Genomic DNA, 21,014 nt, shown 5'->3' on the forward strand with positions numbered 1-21,014 from the left:
GGGCATCAGTTCGGCGAAACGCCGCCCAGGTGCTCGTGCCATTGCGCCGGCAAGCGTCGTTGCTGACCCAGGCCGGCCAGGCGCTGACGTTGCGCCGGGCTCAGCAGGGCGAAGGCAATGACATGGGGCAGTCCGGCGGACACCGTGCGTTCGGCGGCGAGTTGTTCGTCCAGCAGGTCGAGGGCCAACTGGTTGAGGGTGACGCTGTGTCGTTGCGCCAGGCCGATCAGGCGTCGTACATCTAGGCCCATGCCCAGCGCTTTCAACACCAGTTGGTTGAAGGCCTGTTCGTTGTAGTGACGCGACGGGTAGGCGGTGTCCAGGGCGAGGGCGGCGAACACCTGGCTGTTGCTGGTGCGCCCGGCCTGGCGTGCAAGCTCCACGCACGCCCCGCGGCTATCGAGCCAATCGAGGGCCTTCAAGGTGGCGACTTTTTCCTGGTCGTCGCCCCACTGGAACAATTGGTGCAGCAGGGCGACTTGCCCTGCGGCGGGCTGCTGCTCCAGCACCTGGGCCAGCAGCAACGCCCGCGCCATTTGGACGTTACTCCAGCCGATGATATCGGGCAGTGCTCGCTCCTTGAGGTGGCGCTTGCACTGGCTGCTCAAGAGCGCCGAGGTATTGGCGTCCGGGTGTTGGGCAAGGTGCTCCTGTGCCTGACGCCACCATTGCCGCTCGGTTTCTTCGAGCTGACGAATGAAATTTTGCCGTTGTTCGTTCAGGCAGTCGTGGCGCATGTCGAGGGCCGCCGATGCCGGTGCAGTAACGTCCGTGTTCATGTGGGCTTGATCCAGCGTTGGAAATGAGGAAGCAGGAAAAACACCAGGACACATAACAGGCTGCCCAAGGGCTGGTTAGCCACGGCCAGCACCAGGGCATCGAACAGCGGCAGGGCTGCCAGGCCAGCGCCGATAAAGGCGCGGACCTGCCGTTGCCGAGGGTTGGCCAGGTTGTGCCAGTAATGCCAGCCCAACCAGCCAAGCCATAACAGCAGCACCGGCCAAAACCAGGCGCTGCCTGCATAGATCGCCAAGGCCAGTGGGCTCAGCATCAGGAGCAGGGGGAGGCGGCTGATCAGTTGGTTGCGGTGTTCCTGGCGAGCCAGGTAGGTCAGGCCGCTGATGTAGACACCGAGCAAAATGGCGCAGAGCCAGATCGGTCCTGGTGGCAGCGCCAGACTGGCCGCTGCGGTGAGGTAGAGCGCCGAGCGGCAGGCACCCATCAGCCATACGCTGTGGGCGTATTTCTTGTGCAGCAGGTTGTAGCCGAGAATGCAGCCTACCAACAGGACGGCGCTGCCCAGTAGCCAGTGCGGCTGCTCGATCAGCCGGCTCAGGCCCAGCAGCGAGGCCGCGGCCAGCAGCAGCAACAACGCGGTGGCCAGCCGCACTTGCTGGCGGCTGACCAGGCCCAGGGTAATGGGGCGGGGGTTGTGGTGTTGCTGGTCCCAGTCGGCGTCCAATAGGTCGTTCAACAGCATGCCGGCCAGGTACAGCAGCGACAGTGCCGCCAGCAGCAGGAGCCACACCAGGGAAGACGGCGGCGCCAGGGCCCCGGCGCTGCTGGCGAGCAGGGCGGCGGCCAAGGTGTTGGTCCATACCGTGGGCAGGTTGGACACACGGCCGAGGGTCAGCCAGGTCTTGAGGTTCGGCGCCGTCTGGTTCATTGCGCACAGCGCTCGTTCAGGGGCAGCGCAAGCTCGACCTGGGTGGACAGCCGCTGCAGCGCCTGCTCCATTCGCGCGGTATCGATTTCATGCAAGTCCACCGACTCGCCGATCCGGCTGAGCATGGGGATGGAGAGTTGCCCACCCAGATGCTGGCGGAACTCCTCCAGCCCCAGCAAAACCTGCGAGCGGCCCAGTGCATCTTTAAAGGTCAGCTCCGGCGGGTTCAGGCAGAAGCCGAGCCTGAGCAGCAAGTTCAGCACCCGTTCGGTGTCGCTGTCGCTCAACAACCCCAGGGCATTGGCATAAAGCCCATCCAGGGCCATGCCCACTGCGACGGCTTCACCATGGCGCAGTCGGTGCTGACTGAGATTTTCCAGTTTGTGGGCGGCCCAGTGCCCGTAGTCCAAGGGCCGCCCGTTACCGCGTTCGAAGGGGTCGCCAGCACCGGTGATGTGCGCCAGGTGCAATTCGGCGCAGCGGCGGATCGCATAGCGGCTGGCCCCATGTTCGAAGTGGGCGAGGGCGTCGGCCTGTTGCTCCATCCACTGGAAAAACGCCTGGTCCTTGATCAGCGCGACCTTGACCGCCTCGGCCAGCCCGGCGATCTGGTCGCGCCGGGTCAGGCTGGTCAGCAATTGAAAGTCATTGATGACCGCGGTGGCGGGATAGAAGGCGCCCAGCAGGTTTTTCTGGCCGAAGGCGTTGATGCCGTTTTTCACACCGATACCGGCGTCGTTCTGGGCGAGCACGGTGCTGGGGATGCGAATCAGGCGAATGCCGCGGTGGAAGGTGGCGCAGGCGTAGCCCACCGCATCCAGCACCGCGCCGCCACCGAGGGCCAGCACATGGCAATGCCGGTCCAAGCCATGTTTCAGCATGTCGGTGTACAGCCGCTGCAACACCTGCGAATCCTTGCTCGACTCGCCGGCCGGGACCGCGATCGGCGGCGCCTGCAGGTGCAGGTCTGGAAAATGGCTGGCGAAGTAGGCGTTGATCTGTTCCAGCAGGTGCGGGGCGCTGTGCAGCAGTTGTTCATCGGCGAATATCAATACCGTGACCGGGCCCCTGTGGCCGGCCATGAGCTGGCGGTGCAGGCAGGGATTGAGCGGATCGAACACATGATCGGTGAACACCACCGGGTAGTCGTAGCTGACCTTGAAGCGCCCGTGCAACGGTTGCTCCGCGTCGCTGCGGCGAAGGCTCTTGAACAGGCTGTACCCGGCGATGAACAGCCCGGGCAATACCATGCTGGCGAGCAGGGTCACCAACAGCGCGTTCTGCTCGACGAGAAAGGTGCCAATGGCGCTGTAGGCCAATGCCAGGCCAGCATTGGCCAGGGTGGTGACCAGGATGAACGCGCGCAGTGGGTAGCGTTGCATACCGGCGGCAACGACCGAGGTTTCCGCCAGCACCGGTACGCCGCGCAGGCAGATCAACGACAGTGTGCCCAACCGGTACGCCAGTTGCCCTGGCTGGCGCTGATGCAGGCCGAGGCGACCGGACAACAGACGCAAATAGCCGGCTCCCAGGGCATAGCCCAGCCCGGCGCCCAGGCACAGACCGACGAAAATCGCCAGGTAACCCCCCACGCTGCCGAGCATGGCCACGGCCAGCAACGCCACCATGCTCGACGGCACCGGCAGCACCACGTCCAGCGCCAGCAGGGCGACCAGCAACAACGCCAGGTAGAGTTTCTGCGCGGGCGTCGAGGGTTGGTACAGGTTGAGATGGGTCAGGAAGTCCTGGATCTGTTGTTCGAACAGCAGGAAGCTGGCGATCACCAGGGCTGAAAAGCAAACCAACGACAGCCAGAAATGTCCGGCTGCTCCTTTTTGCGAGAGCAAACGATACCCACGGCCATGCTTCATCAAGCATCCCTCTTGTTGTTATTGACTGATTCCGTGTCAGTAATTGAAAGCAACGCCAAGTGTGTGTTTTAGGCCAATAGACGCTCTCGCCCGAAGGGCTGTCAGGTGTGGTTGCTGATGTGGTTGGAGACAGGTTTGAATCTAGACGGCCCGGGTGTTTTTGCAAGGCCATCTGATGGCAATTTGATTTGGGGTGCCACTTCGGACCTCAGATGACCCGCATCAGCCGCTTGTCCAGTTCGCTCAGGGCCTCGAATACCCGCGTAACTGCGCCGGACTGACGCCAAGGCGTTGCTTGAACAGCGTGGTCATGTGCGCCTGGGAGTTGAAGCCGCAGGTGTGGGCGATATCAGTCAGGCGGGCGGTTGAATCGCGCATCAGCGCCCGTGCCTTGGCCAGGCGCCGGTCGATCAGGTAGCTGTGTGGGCTTTTGCCGGTGGCATTCTTGAATGCCCGCATGAAATACCCTTCGGACAAGCCAAGCAGGCCGGCCATTTCCTTGACCCCCAGCGGACCGTCGAGACCGGCGTCGATGAACTCGTCGAGCAGGCGCATTCGCCCGCCGGTGATGGACCCTTGTACGGGAGCCGAAAACGTCTTGTGCGCCTTCACCCGTTCAGCCAATCCGAGCGTCCAGGCTTCCCAGTCATCCTCTGCGGTGGCACGCAGCAATGCGCTGCGCATTCTCAGGGCGAGGGTGATGGCCTGCGGGTCCATACGGTTGTTGAACGCCTGTTCCCCCGGCAACGCCATGCCGTCGGTGCGCACGACCCGCAGGTATTCACCGCCCCTGGGGGATTCGGAGAACACGTCGCATTCGGCGGGGACGAAAGCCAGGCCGTTGGGGATCGCTTCGAAGGGCTGCACGCGGTCGCTGCCGATGGCGTGCAGGCCGCGCTGGCTGTCGAAGGCGAAGCCGATCGCCGACTGGGTCGCGACATAGCGGGTGGCGTAGGCGCAGCCGGGCAGCAATTCGATCGCCCACGGCCCAGCCTCGATACGACGGACCGGTTCGGACTGAGGCGGCTGTTGGCGGTTTCGAGGGTACATGACCAGCATAGTAGTGAAGAGAGGGCCAGAAAGTCAGGTCAGTTTTCTGAAAGCCCGCCGGTGGTGCCCTGATTAGACTGGGCAAAACCCGGAGGCCCATCATGCACACACTGACTCGCGACGATATCGAACAAGCTGCCCGCCACTTATACGAAGTCATGCCCGCCACCGCCCAGTACGCCTGGCCCTTGTTGGCTGAACGGCTGGGTTGCACGGTGTGGGTCAAGCACGAGAATCACACCCCGACGGGGGCCTTCAAGGTACGCGGCGGCCTGACCTTCGTGCGCTGGCTCAAGCGCGAGCACCCAGAGGCAAAAGGCATCGTCACGGCAACTCGCGGCAACCATGGCCAGAGCCTGGCGCTGGCAGCCAGCGCATTGGGTTTGAAAGCGTTGATCGTCGTGCCGCAAGGCAACTCGGTGGAGAAGAACAACGCCATGCGCGGTTTTGGCGGTGAGGTGGTCGAATATGGCCGCGATTTCGATGAGGCCCGTGAAGAGGCCGCGCGCCTGGCCCAAGCGCATGGCCTCTTCCTGGTGCCGCCGTTCCATCCCGAGTTGGTCAAGGGCGTGGCGACCTATGGGCTTGAGCTGTTCAACGCGGTGCCGGACCTGGACACCGTCTATGTGCCGATAGGCTGTGGCTCGGGGATCTGCGCGGTCATCGCCGCCCGCGATGCCTTGGGCCTGAAGACCCACGTGGTGGGCGTGGTGTCCACCGAGGCCATCGCGGCAAAGTTGTCGTTTGAAACGGGCAGGCTATGCGAGACCGATTCGGCGAATACCTTTGCCGACGGCCTGGCCGTGCGCAGACCCGTTCCCGAGGCCTTTGCCATCTACGGGGCCGCGGCGGCGCGAATCGTAGCGGTCAGCGACGCTGAAATTGCCGGGGCCATGCGGGCGTATTACACCGACACCCACAACCTCGCCGAAGGTGCCGGCGCTGCCGCCTTGGCAGCGCTGATGCAGGAGCGTGAAACGATGCGGGGGAAAAGGGTGGCGGTGATTCTGTCCGGTGGGAATATCGACCGGCCGGTGTATGCGAATCTGATTGGCTGAGGTTGGGCTCGCCGCCGTCATTGCGAGCAAGCTCGCTCCCACAGTGGTTCTTTGCCGGATATGAATTTTTTATTCAATGGAGATTGAATGTGGGAGCGAGCTTGCTCGCGATGAGGCCTGTAAGCCCAATATCCATCGTTATTGCAGGCTCTGTGTCATAGCCGGCGAAAGGGCGGTCTGCGGGCGCTGCCACAAAGTGAAAGCTTCAGGGAGATGTTGCCCAGCCAACAGTCTGTTGCAGCCCTGTTGCGCCCAGGACACTGGCGGCTTGTGACTATGAGCTTATGCGTTAAAAGAATTTCTAATGTGAATTCCAGGGGCGTTATGTTCTATGAAATTCACTCAGGAATGTCTTCATGAAGTTCGCCCGATCCCTGCGCCGTCTGTTCCTCAGCACATTGTTCGCCGCCCCTTTGGCCCAGGCCAGCGAGCCGTTGGTACTGCACGTCGGTGACCAGAACTATTACAACGTACGGGCTTCGGTGGAGGCTTCGGGTGTGCTTGAGGGCGCACCTTACCAAGTCGACTGGAAACACTTCCAGGCCGCAGCGCCCTTGGCCGAGGCGCTGAGTACCGGCGACCTGGACCTGGGTTTTCTCGGTGATTCGGGTTTTCTGTTCCTGGCTGCCAAACAGGCACCGGTGAAATTGATCGGTGTCTCGCGACAGAACCCGGACACTATCGCGCTGCTGGTGCCCAAGGACTCACCGGTCAAGACCATCGCCGACCTCAAGGGCAAGAAGGTCGCCTATTGGCCGGGCGCCTGGAGCCAGCAACTGACCTTGCGCGCCCTGGAACAGGCTGGCCTGCCGGAGAACCATGTGGCATTCATCAAGCTGATGCCGATCGACGCGGCGGCGGCCTTGCCCCAGGGCAGCATCGATGCGTTTCCGGTGTGGGAGCCCTACATCTCGCAACAGATCCTGTTCTCCGGTGCCCGGCCGATCCTGACGGCGAAAAACCTCATGCCCGGCCTCAGCGCCATTGCCGCTTCGACGCCGGCCATCGACAGTAAGCGCGAAGCCATCGCCGACTTCCTCGGGCGTGTGAAACAAGCCCGCGCCTGGGTCGACAACCACACCGACCAGTACGCGGACCTGTGGGCGAAAAAGGCCAACCTCGACCAGAGCGTCTCGCGTCATTGGTTGCGCCAGGCACACATGAGCGTCGGCCCGGTGGACCAACAGGCTGCCGCCGACCTGCAAAGCACGGCGGACTTCCTGTTCAAGGTCAAGGCGCTGCCGGCACCGCTGGCCACTGCGGGGATTATCGACAGATCCTTCACCCAGGCCTTGAGCGAATAAACTGAGCCCCGTCCGCAGGCCTTTGTGGGAGCGGCCTGCTCGCGATAGCGGTGGGTCAGCTTGTAAGGATGTTGAATGTGCCGCCGCCATCGCGAGCAAGCTCGCTCCCACAGTTTTCCGGGGTGATCATGAAATTCGAGCTACACCCTGGATCCCCTGTGGGAGCGAGCTTGCTCGCGATAGCGGTGGGTCAGATCGCCTCCGCAGCCATGGCCGCCCGGACGCTGGGGCGTGCGGCTATTCGCGCCATGAACGCCGCCAGCGTCGGCCAGTCCTCGATCTGGATATTGAACAACGGCAGCCAGTTCAGGACGGTAAACAAATAGCCGTCGGCCAGGCCAAAGGTGCCCATCAGGTAATCCTGTTGTTCAAGGGCCTGGCTGAGGTAATCCAGGCGCCTGAACAGTTTTGTCCTGAAGATGGCCTTGGTCGGCTCTGCAATATCGGCGTTGAACAGCGGCGCACATCCGCTGTGAATCTCCGAGGTGATGAAGTTCAACCATTCCTGCAGGCGAACCCGCTCCCAGCTGCCATTGGCCGGCGCCAGCGTGTTTGCGGGAACCAGGTCGGCCAGGTACTGGATGATGGCGGGCCCCTCGGTCAGGACATCCCCGTTATCCAGCACCAAGGCTGCCACGTAGCCCTTGGGGTTGATGGTCAGGAAATCGAGCCCGTCGGCGGTTCGCTTGGTCTGGTTGTCGACCCGGATCAATTCAAAGGGCAGGCCCAATTCCCGCAGCACGATGTGCGGGGACAATGAGCAGGTCATGGGGGCGAAGTACAGTTTCATGGTTTCCTCAAGGTCGGGGGACGTGCCGCCAGAATCCGCGAGGGCCGGAGCATTTTCAAAGGACATCTTCAGTGCTAGCGTATGACAAAATCTCATGAGCAAGCCAAACCCCATGGCCACAAGAATCCCTTCCCTAAATGGCCTGAAAGCATTCGAGTCGGCCGCTCGGAACATGAGTTTTACTAAAGCTGCGCTAGAGCTGAACGTCACTCAAACAGCCATCAGCCATCAAATTCGCCGGCTCGAAGAAGAGCTGGGCGTGCGCCTGTTCTTGCGCCTCAAGGACGGCCTGGTCCTGACAGACGAAGGCCATGCCTATTTTCCAGGCGTTCGCGCGGCGTTCCATGAGTTGCGCTATTGCACGCAGACGTTGCTGGAGAGCCGCAATAACAGCGTCTTGACGATCAGTACCCTGGTTTCCTTTGCCTCCAAATGGTTGTTGCCGCGACTGGCGTCCTTCCAGCAGGCGTTTCCCAACATTGACGTTCGCGTTACGGCCTCCACCGAACGGGTGGATTTTCGTAAGGGCGGCGTCGATGCGGCCATTCGTTACGGTTCCGGGGACTGGAAGGGCTTGCGGGCCGACTGGCTGATGGCCGATGAGATATTTCCGGTGTGCAGCCCCAGGCTGCTGCAAGGTCCGACAGCCTTGGAGAATCCGCGCGATCTGGCCCGGCACACCTTGTTGCAGGTCAGTGGGGTGACCCGCGACGATTGGAGTGCCTGGTTGAGTGCCGCCGGCCAACCGAAAAAACTGGCCGAAGGCAGCCGGCTGACATTCGACCTGGCCATGATGGCTGTTCAGGCCGCCGTTGACGGTCTGGGGGTGTGCATCGGGCGTTCAACCTATGTCGAGGATGACCTGAAGGCGGGGCGTTTGGTTGCCCCCTTCGATCTGCGCTTGAAATCTGACCTCGGATTTTATTTCGTGAGCCCGCACGAAACAGCCGACACCCCAAAAGTGCAGGCCTTTAGAACCTGGTTGATGGATTCGGTGGGTTTTGGCGCCAAAACATAATTACGCCGTACTGTTCAGCCTCCAGCCAGCGAGCCGATATGAATAGAAGGTCCGCTTACTTTCAGGGTTCACCGAGGGTACGTCATGTTTAATACAACACTAAAAAATGAACTGACGGCTAGGACGGCCGAATTGGCAACCTACAAAGGACTGGTCGGCGCCTTGGAGCGGTCGATGGCTGTTATCGAGTTCAGCCCCGATGGCAAGGTCCTTCGGGCGAACGAGAATTTCCTCGGCACGATGGGTTACCGTGCGGACCAATTGGCCAGCCTGTCCCATCGGGATTTCTGCACCCCAGCGCTGGTGGGCAGCGCCGAGTACCGTGAGTTCTGGAACCAGTTGCGCGCCGGTCAATTCGTCTCCGGCACGTTTCAGCGCCGCAGCGCGCAAGGGCAGAACGTGTGGCTGGAAGCCAGCTATAACCCGGTAGTGGACGAGCAAGGCCGCGTTGTGAAGGTGGTCAAGTACGCGCTCGATGTCACTGCCAAGGTTGCCAATGAGGCAGAAATACGAGGCAAGCTGTCGGCACTCGACCGTGCCATGGCGGTGATCGAGTTCGACCTGGGCGGTAACATCCTGACCGCCAACGACAACTTCATGAATGTCATGAATTACTCGCTGGCAGAGCTCAAGGGCAAGCACCACCGGATGTTTTGCGAACCAAGCCTGGTCGGTAGCTCGGAGTACAGTGATTTCTGGCGGCGTCTCAACGCGGGTGAGTTTTTCAGCGGGCAATTCAAGCGTCTTGGCAAAAACGGCAAAGTCGTCTGGCTGGAAGCCAGCTACAACCCGGTCTACGACGCTGAAGGCAAGTTGTGCAAGATTGTGAAGTTTGCCAGTGACATCAGCGAACGAGTGGAGAAATTCGAAGAGGACTCGCGCGGCGCTTCCCGTGCGTACCATATCTCCGCCGAGACCGAACGAGTGGCTGAACAGGGCGCCTTGGTGATCCATCAGACTGCCAAGGAGATGCGCGAGATCGCCGACAACATTGGCTCTTCCGCGCGCCTGGTTGGGCAGTTGGGCGCGCGTTCGGAAGAGATCACAGCCATCGTCAACACCATTCGCGGCATTGCCGACCAGACCAACCTGCTGGCCCTCAACGCGGCCATCGAGGCGGCGCGGGCCGGGGACCAGGGGAGGGGGTTCGCGGTGGTGGCCGACGAGGTCCGGCAACTGGCCGGGCGCACCAGTCGCTCCACCTCGGAGATTGCCGAAATGATCGGCATGATCCTCTCTGAAACCCGCGAAGCCGTCGCCAGCATGAACGTGACCCATGAAGGCGCATTGCGCGGCGTCACCCTGGCAGACCAGGCCGGATCGGTCATCGTGCAGATCCGGAACGGGACCACGGATGCCCTCGATGCGGTGAGCATGTTTGCGTCCAAGCTCGACGAGTCCGAGGTGATTCCCAAGACGGCTATCGGCTGGGTGGGTTGAGGTGAGCTGAGTCCTCGCCCTGGCGATCCATGTGCTTGACCCGTTCAAGCAATACCGCTCGCAGCTCCGGCGGTCGCACGGGTTTGGCCAGCACCGAGACGTTCAGGCTTTGCAGTGATTGGCGTATCCGCTCGATCTCATGCCCGGTGATGATCAGCGCCGGGACTTGCCAGCCGCGCTGCTCGCGTAGCGCGGCGATGCATTCGGCGCCCGAGACTTTTGTGCCCAGGTCGAAATCGGCGATGACGATGTCGCAATCGCTGGTCAGGCCCTGGCCGTCGCTGTGGGTTTCGACCTCGCACCCCCATTTTTCCAGCAGCGCCGACGTTGCCATCAGCACGTTGGCGTCGTCCTCTACCAAGCACACCCGCAGCCCGTCCAGGCGATTCTGTACGGGCACCACCTTGGGCACCATGACGCGGGGTGTCGTCGGCTCCAGGCCACAGATCGCCACCCTGGTGCCTTGTCCGACTTTGGAGCGGATGTGTACATCGACACCGAGTATCAGGCTGATGCGCTTGACGATGGACAGGCCAAGACCAAGGCCCTCGACATCTTTGTCGCGCACATGGCGCACGCGGTAGAACTCCTTGAACACTTCGGGCAAATGTTCGGCGGCAATGCCGCGCCCCTTGTCGTAGATCACCACGGCCAGGCGCTTGCCCTGGCGCCGCACGCCGATCAGCACCGGTTGGCCGGGCGCGTATTTGAGGGCATTGGACAGCAGGTTCTGCACCATCGTGGACAGCAGACCGGGATTGACGCTGACCCAGTAAGGACAGGCACGTAGGCGCAACTCAACGCCGGCCCAGCGCGCCGCCTCGGTGTTCTGCTTGACGACGTCCTGCAGTAAAGCGCCCAAGTGGACGGTATCGGCCTGCGGGGTCAGCTTGCCGTGATCGAGGGTGTAGATATCGAGGATCGAACGGAACAACTGCGACACGGTGTGCAGTGAACGGTCGATGTTGTCCACCAGCCGTAATTCTTCCAGCCCCAGCCTGGCGTCACGCAAGCAGGCGGTGAACAGGCCGATGGAGTGGATCGGTTGGCGCAGGTCATGGCTGGCCTGGGCCAGGAACCGTGATTTCTCCTGATTGGCCGAAATGGCTTCTTCAGAGGCAATGCGTGTGCGCTTGAGCAAAATGTGTGCGTAGGCTGGCACCACGATGGTGGTGACGATCAACATCAGGAACATGTAGGGCTGCGTACGCCAGAACGGAGTTAGCCAGAAAATCAGCATCAGGGTCGACAGCGCGATAACGGTTGCCAGCGCCAGGTAGCGCGAGCCGAAGCGCATGCCATTGCCCAGTGTGACCCAGAGCAGCGCTGCGTAGATCGGTAATGCCCCTTCGCCTCCCAGTACCATGGCAAATGCGATGCCGGTGTAGTCATGCAGCATCGTGAAAAGGTGCCGCCAGAAGAAGTGACCTGGCCAGCGCTTGATGAACATGCGCAGGAATACCGAGACGAAGATGAACGTGCAGATGTAGATAATGATGGGCACGTAGCTCGCGGCGTCCTCTGGATAGAGGCCGACCAGGATGACGATATACAACAGCGCACAAGCGCTGACGATCAGGCGTAACGTGGCCTGGTCGAATTCACTGTTCTTTTCCACTGGCTTTGGCACCGCATGACCTCTGATGCCACCAAGCGTAGCGGCTAGCCACGGTGAAGGTTGGGAACAGACTTGATGCTGCCCCCAACGGGCGATGCCATTGCGTCAGTAGACCCTGTAGTACTTCACGACGTCATCGACGAAATAGATGGTCAATACCGAACCTTGGGTCTGGCTTTGGCCTGTTTTCGTGCCGGTCACGCTGCTGACGTCATTGGCTACGGTTTGGGCCTTGGACAGTTGCGCCGAGGTTTCATACATCTTCAGGCTGGTTTCGGTCGACACGTACTTATGGGCCAGCTTCATGTACTTGTCCAGGCCCTCATCAGTCTTTTCGTAGGTCCAGTTCGACTCGTTACTGGAGCTCGTCGAATTGAGTTCTTCATTCGTCGGCACACCAAACATTTGAGTGATCTGGCCTTTTGTCGTTTTGCCCGGAATGATCGTTTGCTTGAGGTAAGAGACGTCGTATTTTTTGGCGCCCTGATTCAAGGAGCCCATCAAGTTACCCAAGTCGCCGGTGTTTGCACAACCGTTCAGTACGCCCGCCAGCGCGCACAGCGCCATTCCATTTCTAAGTGCTTTTCCATATTCGAAGGACATGATGACTTACCTTGAGTTAATGTCAGGACCATTCCATTTCAACCGGGCAGACGGTGAAGTTGACCCAGCATTACGCCGCCTGTCGATTTATTAAATCCATAGGCTTCGCACGCCATAACGTTTCAATAGGCACAGTGATACTGCACGGCGTATGGCACGTTGGTTACTTTATGTTTGGCTGTTCGAACAGCCTTTATGGAGCGTCCACAGCTTAGGAGGAGAGTACTGGGCGAAGCTATAGTACAAGTGTGCTATGGCCTTGAAGCCAGGTAGAGAGGATAACGCTCAATCAATATCCGCGGCCGTTATACATTCAATTGCCATGTTTTTCCGGCCATCCACCCTTGCTTGGGAAGTTGGAGAACTGCGCCGCAGCTGCCGCGCGCGTGGGGACCCCCAGGGATTTGAGCAGGCTTGAGACATGGATGCGCACCGTGAAGGGAGAAATACCCAAGTCCCGGGCTATCTCCTTGTTGGTCTTGCCGGCCGCGATCAAGCCAAGCACTTGTCGTTGGCGCGCGGTCAGTTGGGAAAGTGCATCGTCCAGGATCGCGTTTTCGGCTTGATACTTCACCACCACTTCGCCTTCGCGTATTGCCATGATGGCGTCGGCAATACCGGCAGGGTCGATATTCTTGCCGATGAAACCGTCGGCACCCAGCGCCATCACCTGGGAAATAACATCGACGTCATCGACCATTGAAACCACGATGATCGAGGTGCGTTTGAACTCACTGCGCAACTGGCCTATGACCTGCAGCGATTTGATCCCGGGAAAGCGCAAGTCGAGTATCAGGGAGTCCACTTCCATCCCGGAACGTGCCAGCGCCAATACTTCGTCCAGATTGCCAGCCTGTTCTATGGAGGCTGTCGGCATGAGTCGTTCAATGGTCCTCAGCATACCTTCGCGAAACAAAGGATGGTCATCCGCCACAATTACCCTGCAGGTCATGCTTCAGATCCTTCTGAATCTTCAAGTCCGCGAATCGTAACCTAAACTGCCCCCTTGGGTTTCAAGTTTGAAACAAACTTTCATGTTGGAATAGTCCTGTGATTATGACGGAAAAGAATAGCGAGCTTGATCAGGCGACGTTGAGATTGACGGTCGGGGCCTGTACTGCGCTTTACATCATTGTGGTGGCCTGTCTGGCCAGTGACTTCGAAACCTATGTACCGATTCTGTGGTACATGACCTTTTTCTTTGGCGCCGCTGTCCCGCTGCGCATGGCGATCAAGCGTTGGCCCGGGCACTTCTTCCTGCGTCGTCTTTTTGCCATGACCCTCGACTATGCAAGCCTCGCCTTCGCCATGATCGTGGGTGGGGAGGGCTTGCTACCGGTGTACGCTGCGTTGCTCTGGGTCACGTTGGGCAATGGAATGCGCTTCGGCTCGCGCTACCTGGCGCTGGCAACCGTTATCGCGCTGTCGACCCTGGTGGTGATTTTCCTGCTCACGCCGTTCTGGCGCGGCCAGCCCTACCTGTTCCTGATGCTGATCGTCACCACCATCGTGGTGCCTGCCTATGCGCATATCCTGTTGACCCGTACCCGCATCGCTTCGGAAGAAGCGATTGCCGCGAACCAGGAGAAATCCCGCTTCCTGGCCCAGGCCAGCCATGACTTGCGCCAGCCGATCCACTCGATCGGCTTGTTCACCGCCTGCCTGCGCGATGCCCGGTTGGGCCAGGAAGAGTTGCGACTGGTGGACAACATCGACCGCTCGTTGCACATCGTCTCGCAGCTGTTTCGTTCGATCCTCGATATCTACACCCTCGACAACGGACAGCTTGAACCGCAAGCCGAACCCGTACACCTGGGCGCGTTGCTGCAGGACGTGGTCAAGCAGAACACCGAAGCCGCCCGCTGGGCCGGTGTCGAGTTGCGCCTGCGGCCTTGCCGGCATTGGGTCAATGTCAACGCCGGCCTGTTGGCGACCATGGTGCAGAACCTGGTGTCCAATACGCTCAAATATGCCTCCGGCCAACCGGTGTTGATCGGCGTGCGGCCGAAAGGCAGCGGCCTGGCCATCGTCATCTACGACAAGGGCCGGGGCATTGCCGCCGAACACCTGCCTGAGGTGTTCAAGGAGTTCTATCGGGTGCGCCACGTTCGTGACAAAGACGTCGAGGGGTTGGGCCTGGGGTTGTCCATCGTCAAGCGAATCAGCCTCCTGATCAATCTGGACATCCAACTGGACTCCCGGCTCGGCAGGGGCACGCGCGCCATGATCCAGGGGCTGGAAACGGTCGCGCCAAGGACTATGGTGGACAGGCCTGTGTCCACCCATAGCCGTTTGCAAGGCTTGCGGGTGTGCCTGGTAGAGGATGACGCCAACGTGCTGATGGCAACATCCGCGCTATTGGAGAAGTGGGGGTGCGAAGTGGAAACCCACAGCGATGGAGTGGGCGTGACCAGTGACTGCGACATCATCATTGCCGACTTCGACCTGGGCACGAAAGTCTCCGGTTCCGAATGCATCGCCGCGATTCGCGAACAACGGGGCTGGGAAGTCCCCGCCATGATCATGACCGGCCATGAAATCGAAAGAATTCGCCATGCGCTGCACCACATGAACATTTCGATCCTGGCCAAGCCCGTACGGCCTCCGGAGTTGCGGGCGACCTTGCTCGAGCTGACCAAGAACTTTGCCAGCGTCAGGACGTGATCGCCGTTGCGGGCCATTCCTTGTGCTTCCACCATTCCATTTTATGAAACGGTGGATTGCAGTTTGTGCGTATTCCTGCGCCGCCGCTTTGGGCAGAAGATAACCCCAGCCACTTGCACAGCCGTGCAAACGATGGCGGAGAATCCCCAACCGTAGCGCACTGGCGCAGGCGTTCATGCTGCGAGCGCGAGGAGTAGCTGATGGACGAAGCCTTGCAAGCAAAAAACTCGCCCTGGCACGAAGGAGAGCTGGCCTTGCAGCGCTCCGTCGGGGCAGTCGACATGATGGCCGGTGTCGGTCAACGGCAACTGGCGCGCACGTGGATGCCGGACCAGCATCGGGAGTTCTACGCCCAACTGCCTTTCGTGGTGCTGGGGGCGGTGGATCGGCAAGGCGATGTCTGGGCGACCTTGCGCGTGGGGCAACCGGGCTTCATGAACTCGCCCGATCCGCAGACCCTGCACATCCAACTCGAGCCTGAACCGAACGACCCGGCCCAGGAGGGCATGGGCGAGGGCGATGCCATCGGGATGCTGGGCATCGAGTTGCACACCCGCCGGCGTAACCGCATGAACGGTGTTGTGCGTCGTCAACTCGACCCGGGGCTCGAGATTTCAGTGAGCCAGGCGTATGGCAACTGCCCTCGCTACATCAACCTGCGCCAGTACCACTTTGTCGACGCGCGGGCCGTTGCGCCGCGTCAACTGACTGTGGCGGACCCGCTGGTGCGGCGCCTGGTGACGGCAGCCGATTCGTTCTATATCGCCACCTACGTGGTTCGCGATGGCGAGCGGCAGGTCGATGCTTCCCACCGTGGCGGCAAGCCGGGGTTTGTGTGCATGGACGAAGACGGATCGCTGACCATTCCGGACTTCTCCGGCAACCTGTTTTTCAACACGCTGGGCAACATCTTGCTCAACCCACGGGCCGGGCTGGTGTTCGTCGATTTCCAGACGGGCGATCTGCTGCAAATGAGCGGCTCGGCGCAAGTGCTGCTGGACGATCCCGAGATCAGTGCGTTCCAGGGCGCCGAGCGGCTGTTGCGCTTTACCCCGCAACGCATCGTTTATCGCCCGGCGGCCATTGCCCTGCGCTGGAAGGACCAGGACGAAGGTGACTCGCCCAATTCAATGATGACCGGCAGTTGGGAGCAGGCCGCCGAGCGCTTGCAGGCCGAGGCGCTGCGTAACCGCTGGCGTGCGTTGCGGGTCGCGCGGGTGGTGGACGAGAGCCCCGACATTCGCTCGTTCTACCTGCAGGTGAGCGATGGCTTGGGTCTGCCCCGGTTTGAAGCCGGGCAACATTTGCCGGTGCGGATCTTGTTGGAGGGGCAGAACGCTCCTTCGATCCGGACCTACAGCGTATCCAGTGCGCCGTCGGATGATTTCCTGCGCATCAGCGTCAAGCGCGATGGCTCGGTGTCGTCCCACCTGCATGATCAGGTGCAGGCGCAGCACGAGATTGAAGCGCGGGCGCCCCAGGGCCATTTCACCGTCCAGGCCACCGAGCGGCGTCCGTTGGTCTTGCTGGCAGCGGGTGTGGGCATCACACCGTTGCTGTCGATGCTGCGCGAGGTGGTTTACCAGGGCCAACGCATCAGCCGCATGCGCCCGGTGTGGCTGGTGCAAAGCGCTCGTTCGGTGGCCGACCTGGCGTTCCGTGATGAAATCGACGAACTGGCCGCCCGTGCCGGTGACAAGCTGCAGGTTCTGCGCCTGGTCAGCCAGCCACCCACTGAGGGAGGGGGCGCTGAGGGCTACGACCTGGCAGGAAGGATCGATGTGGAACTGCTCAAGAACCTGCTGCCGCTCAACGACTACGACTTCTATTTGTGCGGGCCGGGCAGCTTTACCCAGGCGCTGTACGACGGGCTGCGCAAACTGCGCATCCCTGACGATCGCATCCACGCGGAAACCTTCGGTCCATCCACGCTTGTGCGGGATCTCGAAGTGAGCATGCCGGCGCCAGTGCAAGTGCCGGCTGCGAGTGAAGCGGTGAAGGTCTTGTTCGCCAGTTCCGGCAAGGAGGCACGTTGGGAGCCGGGCAGCGGAACGCTGCTGGAACTGGCCGAAGCGCGCGGCCTGAACCCGGAATTCAGTTGCCGTGGCGGTTCCTGTGGCACCTGTAAAACCCGCTTGAGCCGCGGTCAGGTGCATTACCTGAGCCTGCCGGCCGAACCGGTTGGCGAAGGTGAGGTACTGATCTGCTGCGCGGTGCCGGCCCAGGGGAGTGAACCGTTGGTGCTTGAGGTCTAGGGTTCCTGATCGTTTCACCGGATGAAATGCTGGATTGTAGAAGCTGGTTATTCCGCTGTCCGGGACAGGAGCAGAGGATAGCGCCATCGACGCGATCACCGCTTCGAGCCCAAAACAACATGGAGTACGTCATGTCTGAGAACACGATCAAACTTTATCGCCACCCGCTGTCGGGGCACGCCCATCGTGTCGAGCTGATGCTCTCGCTGCTTGGCCTGCCAACCGAGTTGATATTCGTGGACTTGATGAAAGGTGAGCACAAGACCCCGGAGTTCCTCGCCATCAACAGCTTTGGCCAGGTGCCGGTGATCGACGACAACGGCACCGTCCTGGCCGATTCGAACGCAATCCTGGTCTACCTCGCGGCCAAGTATGGCAAGGGGCAATGGCTGCCGACCGATCCGCTTGCCCAGGCGCGGGTGCAGCGCTGGCTGTCGGTGGCGGCGGGCCAGATCAACCAGGGGCCGGCCAACGCCCGGTTGATCACCGTCTTCGGCGCTGGCTATGACGCCGAAGATGCCATCAAGCGCTCCCATGCCCTGTTGAAGGTGATGGAGACGGAGTTGGGGCAGAGCCGGTTCCTGGCCGGTGAGCAGCCGACCATCGCGGACGTGGCCGCGTACACCTACGTGTCCCACGCGCCGGAAGGCAACGTCGCGCTGACCGACTACCCGAACGTCCGGGCCTGGCTGGGCAGCATCGAAGCCTTGCCGAATTTCGTCGGTATGCAACGCACCGCCAAGGGCTTGCAGCAAGCCTGATTCAAACTGCAGGTGCTTGCCGGGGGCATCTTCCGGCAAGTGCATTCAAGCCACGTGCCCTCAAGGCTGGATCGCCCATGGATCGCTTTCAGGAAATGCAGGTTTTCATGGCGGTGGCCGAGGAGGAAGGGTTCGCCGCTGCCGCCCGTCGACTGCGTATTTCACCACCAAGCGTGACGCGCGCCATTGCGGCGATGGAGGAGCGGATTGGCACCCAGCTGTTGTCGCGCACCACCCGCAATGTGTACCTGACCGAAGCGGGGCAACGCTACCTGGAAGATTGCCGGCGGATCCTGAGTGAACTCGATGAAGCCGAGGAGGCCGCTGCCGGCAGCTATTCGATTCCTTGCGGGTATCTGACGGTCACCGCTCCGGTGCTGTTTGGCGAGCTGTACATCGCGCCTTTGCTGACGGATTACCTGGATCAATTTCCCTCGGTACACCTCAATGCCTTGTTGGTCGACCGCGTGGTGAACATCGCCGACGAAGGCATCGATGTGGCGATCCGCATCGGTCATTTGCAGGAAAACAATCAGCACGCCATCAAGGTAGGTGAAGTGCGCCAGGTGATTTGTGGCGCCCCGGCCTATTTCCAGCGACACGGTCGGCCAACCCATCCTGGCGAGTTGAGCAAGGCCAATATCGTGATGTCTTCGGCCAGTCATTTGCTGAGCCACTGGCAGTTCATGGACGAAGCCAATTCGCTGAGCCTGCGCTTTGATCCACGCCTGGTGGTGACCGCGAATCAGGCGGCAATCAACATCGCCTGCCAGGGTTGGGGCGTGACCCGGGTCTTGTCCTATCAAGTGGCCCGGCAGGTCGCCGACGGCGAGCTTGAGGTAGTGCTCAAGGCGTTCGAGCCACCAGCGTTGCCGATTCACGTGGTGTATCAGAAGAGCAATCGAGTGCCGGCCAAGGTGCGCACGTTCGTGGACTTCCTCGCTGATCGGTTGGGGGACGACGTCACGCTCAAGCCTGTCGTAAAAGGCATCGCCTGATGGCTCGCCACCATGAAATGCTGATGTTCCATGCGCTGTCGCAGTGCTCCAGTCTCGCTTCGGCAGCCCAGCGCCTCAACGTTTCCGGACCGACCGTGATGCGTGCCATCGCTCGGCTGGAGGCGCGACTGGGTGTGCAGTTACTGTCACGCAGCACGCGCGGGGTCGTGCTGACTGAAGCCGGGATCGGCTTCATGGCTGACTGTTCACGGATCCTCAAGGCGATTGACGAGGCCGAGACGTCTGCCAAGGGGCGGCATGTCCAGGCCCAAGGCAACCTGACGATCCTGTTGCCCTTGCTGTTCAGCCGCTATGTCATGGCCCCGGTGCTGGCCGGCTACATGGATCAGTACCCCGAGATCAGGATATTTGCCCACTTCCACGATCGTTTTCCGAACATGCATGAGGAAGGGCTGGATGTGGCGGTGCTGGTGGGGCATCTGCCCAATTGCTCATTGATCGCACGACCGGTCGGCAGCGTTCGTTCGCTCGTCTGCGCCAGTCCCGGCTACCTGGCGACTCATGGTGAACCGGTTGTGCCGCAGGATCTGCACAATCATCGACTGATCGCCACGCAGGCCAACCAGGATTGGGTCCACTGGCCTTTCCAGCAGCAAGCCAACGGCCTCAAGGCACGCACCCGGCTCAGCTGCGCCACGCTACAGGCGGCCATCGACGCCGCGGCTCATGGGGCTGGGTTGATGCGCTGCTTGAACTATCCACTGTACGACTATCTGAACAGCGGACGCTTGCGCCGGGTTCTGCAACCCTATGAACCGCCCTCGATACCGGTTCATGTGGTCTACCGCGAAAGACGCAAGGCGCCGATGCGGGTGCGCAGTTTCGTGGACTACATCGTCGAGCACCTGCGCGAGCACCCGGCGTTGCGAGCGGATGTTTCTTGAACGTCAGTTCGTGCTTGGGCCCTGGATCCCGCGGCGCACGCGTCCTGGCGCCTCGCCGAAGACTTCCTTGAATTTCTTGCTGAACGCGGCCTGGGATTGGTAGCCGACCTGTACGGCAATATCGCTCAGTCCCAAGTGTGAGTGACTGAGCAGGCTGAAGGCCAACTCCATGCGTACTTGCGTCAACAGCACCCACGGCGAGACGCCGGCCACCTTGACGAATGCGCGCATGAAATTGGCCCGGGACATGCTCGCGATGTCCGCCAGGCCTTGGATGGTCCACTCGTGGGCAGGGTCCGCCAGCATGGCCTGCCAGACCCGGCCCAGACGCTTATCGCCGAGCAGGGCCAGCGAGCCGCTGTCCTGTCCCTGGCTGGCCAGATGCGCACGCAGAATCAGGGTGAACAGCGCCTGTGACAGGGCATCGAGCAAGAAGCGCGCGCCGACCTTATCTCCATCCGCTTCTGCGCGCATGACCGCCACCAGCGCTGGCAACGGCCCATTGGCCGGAAATGCGCCGCTGGGAATCACCAGGTATTCGGGCAAGGCACCGAACAGCAACGAAGCCCGGTTGAAGTGAAAGCCTCCGCAAAGCATGTCCAGCTCCGCGCTGGCGCCGCCAATGCGATGAATCGGCAAAGAGCCCCTGGTCACGATCCGAGGTGAGGTCGGCGTCACCGTTTTGCCAGGGCTGTGCATGACGTGAGGGGCACCGCGCGGCAACAGCAGGATGTCCCCGGCGCGCATGGGCAAGCGCTGCCCATCGGCAAACTCGACGCGGCATTCGCCGGCCAGCACGATGTGATAGGGCGCTGTGCCCAGGCTTTGTTGTCCGTGATCCAAGGCCCAGTCGCCTTGGAACTGACAGCGCAGGTCCAGGCTGCCGCGTACGTTGGCCAGGCTGATGAGTTTATCGATCGCATTCATTTGAGCGTTTCGCCAAAAAACCTGAGCGCATTGAACAAACCCGAGTGGCGCCAGGGTGAAAAACTGAGGGCGTCAAAACAGTACAC

Annotated in this window: 17 protein-coding genes and 2 pseudogenes; 10 read left to right on the plus strand and 9 right to left on the minus strand. The window is 61.1% G+C overall.

What is annotated here, in order from left to right; translation table 11 throughout:
• Nucleotides 1-5: 5 nt before the first annotated feature.
• The 4 genes from HU749_RS13790 to HU749_RS13805 all read right to left on the minus strand — a co-directional run bounded on the left by HU749_RS13790 (nucleotide 6) and on the right by HU749_RS13805 (nucleotide 4,596).
• The gene (locus HU749_RS13790; protein ID WP_186650797.1) at nucleotides 6-779 is read right to left on the minus strand and encodes an EboA domain-containing protein; all 774 of its coding nucleotides are present in this window, start codon (nucleotides 777-779) and stop codon (nucleotides 6-8) included.
• Entirely contained in the window at nucleotides 776-1,666 is an 891-nt protein-coding gene (locus HU749_RS13795; protein WP_186650795.1) for a UbiA family prenyltransferase, read from the minus strand. The genes HU749_RS13790 and HU749_RS13795 overlap by 4 nt, the downstream gene beginning before the upstream one ends.
• On the minus strand, nucleotides 1,663-3,537 hold the full coding sequence (locus tag HU749_RS13800; protein WP_186650793.1) for a 3-dehydroquinate synthase: 1,875 nt from the start codon (nucleotides 3,535-3,537) through the stop codon (nucleotides 1,663-1,665). The genes HU749_RS13795 and HU749_RS13800 overlap by 4 nt, the downstream gene beginning before the upstream one ends.
• Nucleotides 3,538-3,780: 243 nt before the next feature.
• A complete protein-coding gene (locus HU749_RS13805) occupies nucleotides 3,781-4,596 on the minus strand; it encodes a helix-turn-helix transcriptional regulator (protein ID WP_186650792.1) in 816 nt (271 codons plus the stop codon).
• A 92-nt stretch (nucleotides 4,597-4,688) separates the two neighbouring features.
• Here HU749_RS13805 and HU749_RS13810 point away from each other — a divergent pair, with 92 nt between their 5' ends.
• A complete protein-coding gene (locus HU749_RS13810; protein WP_079301844.1) occupies nucleotides 4,689-5,645 on the plus strand; it encodes a threonine dehydratase in 957 nt (318 codons plus the stop codon).
• A gap of 356 nt (nucleotides 5,646-6,001) precedes the next feature.
• A complete protein-coding gene (locus HU749_RS13815; RefSeq protein WP_186650789.1) occupies nucleotides 6,002-6,949 on the plus strand; it encodes an ABC transporter substrate-binding protein in 948 nt (315 codons plus the stop codon).
• A 190-nt stretch (nucleotides 6,950-7,139) separates the two neighbouring features.
• On the opposite strand, the gene gstA is transcribed toward HU749_RS13815, so the two are convergent.
• Nucleotides 7,140-7,739 (minus strand): glutathione transferase GstA, encoded by a 600-nt coding sequence (gene gstA, locus HU749_RS13820; protein ID WP_186650787.1) that lies wholly within the window; start codon nucleotides 7,737-7,739, stop codon nucleotides 7,140-7,142.
• A 112-nt stretch (nucleotides 7,740-7,851) separates the two neighbouring features.
• Here gstA and HU749_RS13825 point away from each other — a divergent pair, with 112 nt between their 5' ends.
• The 3 genes and pseudogenes from HU749_RS13825 to HU749_RS29660 all read left to right on the plus strand — a co-directional run.
• Nucleotides 7,852-8,757: a transcriptional regulator GcvA gene (locus HU749_RS13825; protein ID WP_052719928.1), complete on the plus strand. Its 906-nt coding sequence runs from the start codon at nucleotides 7,852-7,854 to the stop codon at nucleotides 8,755-8,757.
• 174 nt (nucleotides 8,758-8,931) lie between these two features.
• A pseudogene (locus HU749_RS29655) lies at nucleotides 8,932-9,609 on the plus strand (PAS domain-containing protein); the annotation flags it as partial.
• Nucleotides 9,610-9,723: 114 nt separating this feature from the next.
• A pseudogene (locus HU749_RS29660) lies at nucleotides 9,724-10,197 on the plus strand (methyl-accepting chemotaxis protein); the annotation flags it as partial.
• On the opposite strand, the gene HU749_RS13835 reads toward HU749_RS29660, so the two are convergent.
• The 3 genes from HU749_RS13835 to HU749_RS13845 form a co-directional block, all read right to left on the minus strand.
• The gene (locus HU749_RS13835; protein ID WP_186650783.1) at nucleotides 10,178-11,815 is read right to left on the minus strand and encodes an ATP-binding response regulator; all 1,638 of its coding nucleotides are present in this window, start codon (nucleotides 11,813-11,815) and stop codon (nucleotides 10,178-10,180) included. The pseudogene HU749_RS29660 and the gene HU749_RS13835 sit on opposite strands and share 20 nt — an antisense overlap.
• A 105-nt stretch (nucleotides 11,816-11,920) precedes the next feature.
• Nucleotides 11,921-12,418 (minus strand): hypothetical protein, encoded by a 498-nt coding sequence (locus HU749_RS13840; protein WP_079301847.1) that lies wholly within the window; start codon nucleotides 12,416-12,418, stop codon nucleotides 11,921-11,923.
• Between the two features lie 313 nt (nucleotides 12,419-12,731).
• Entirely contained in the window at nucleotides 12,732-13,370 is a 639-nt protein-coding gene (locus HU749_RS13845; RefSeq protein ID WP_046062212.1) for a response regulator, read from the minus strand.
• 104 nt (nucleotides 13,371-13,474) lie between these two features.
• On the opposite strand from HU749_RS13845, the gene HU749_RS13850 reads away from it, so the two are divergent.
• The 5 genes from HU749_RS13850 (at nucleotide 13,475) to HU749_RS13870 (ending at nucleotide 20,001) form a co-directional block, all read left to right on the plus strand.
• Nucleotides 13,475-15,082 (plus strand): ATP-binding response regulator, encoded by a 1,608-nt coding sequence (locus HU749_RS13850; RefSeq protein ID WP_079301848.1) that lies wholly within the window; start codon nucleotides 13,475-13,477, stop codon nucleotides 15,080-15,082.
• A gap of 200 nt (nucleotides 15,083-15,282) precedes the next feature.
• On the plus strand, nucleotides 15,283-17,337 hold the full coding sequence (locus HU749_RS13855; protein WP_186650781.1) for a 2Fe-2S iron-sulfur cluster-binding protein: 2,055 nt from the start codon (nucleotides 15,283-15,285) through the stop codon (nucleotides 17,335-17,337).
• Between the two features lie 131 nt (nucleotides 17,338-17,468).
• Nucleotides 17,469-18,098, plus strand: a complete 630-nt coding sequence (locus HU749_RS13860; RefSeq protein ID WP_186650779.1) for a glutathione S-transferase family protein — start codon at nucleotides 17,469-17,471, stop codon at nucleotides 18,096-18,098.
• 77 nt (nucleotides 18,099-18,175) lie between these two features.
• A complete protein-coding gene (locus tag HU749_RS13865) occupies nucleotides 18,176-19,096 on the plus strand; it encodes a LysR family transcriptional regulator (protein ID WP_014338514.1) in 921 nt (306 codons plus the stop codon).
• A complete protein-coding gene (locus HU749_RS13870; protein WP_186650777.1) occupies nucleotides 19,096-20,001 on the plus strand; it encodes a LysR family transcriptional regulator in 906 nt (301 codons plus the stop codon). Before HU749_RS13865 ends, HU749_RS13870 begins: the two co-directional genes overlap by 1 nt.
• A 3-nt stretch (nucleotides 20,002-20,004) precedes the next feature.
• Here HU749_RS13870 and HU749_RS13875 read toward each other — a convergent pair whose 3' ends face one another.
• Nucleotides 20,005-20,928: an AraC family transcriptional regulator gene (locus HU749_RS13875; RefSeq protein ID WP_079301851.1), complete on the minus strand. Its 924-nt coding sequence runs from the start codon at nucleotides 20,926-20,928 to the stop codon at nucleotides 20,005-20,007.
• Between the last annotated feature and the right edge of the window lie 86 nt (nucleotides 20,929-21,014).

The organism is Pseudomonas ogarae, assembly GCF_014268695.2.
GTDB classification, from domain to species: Bacteria; Pseudomonadota; Gammaproteobacteria; order Pseudomonadales; family Pseudomonadaceae; genus Aquipseudomonas; species Aquipseudomonas kilonensis.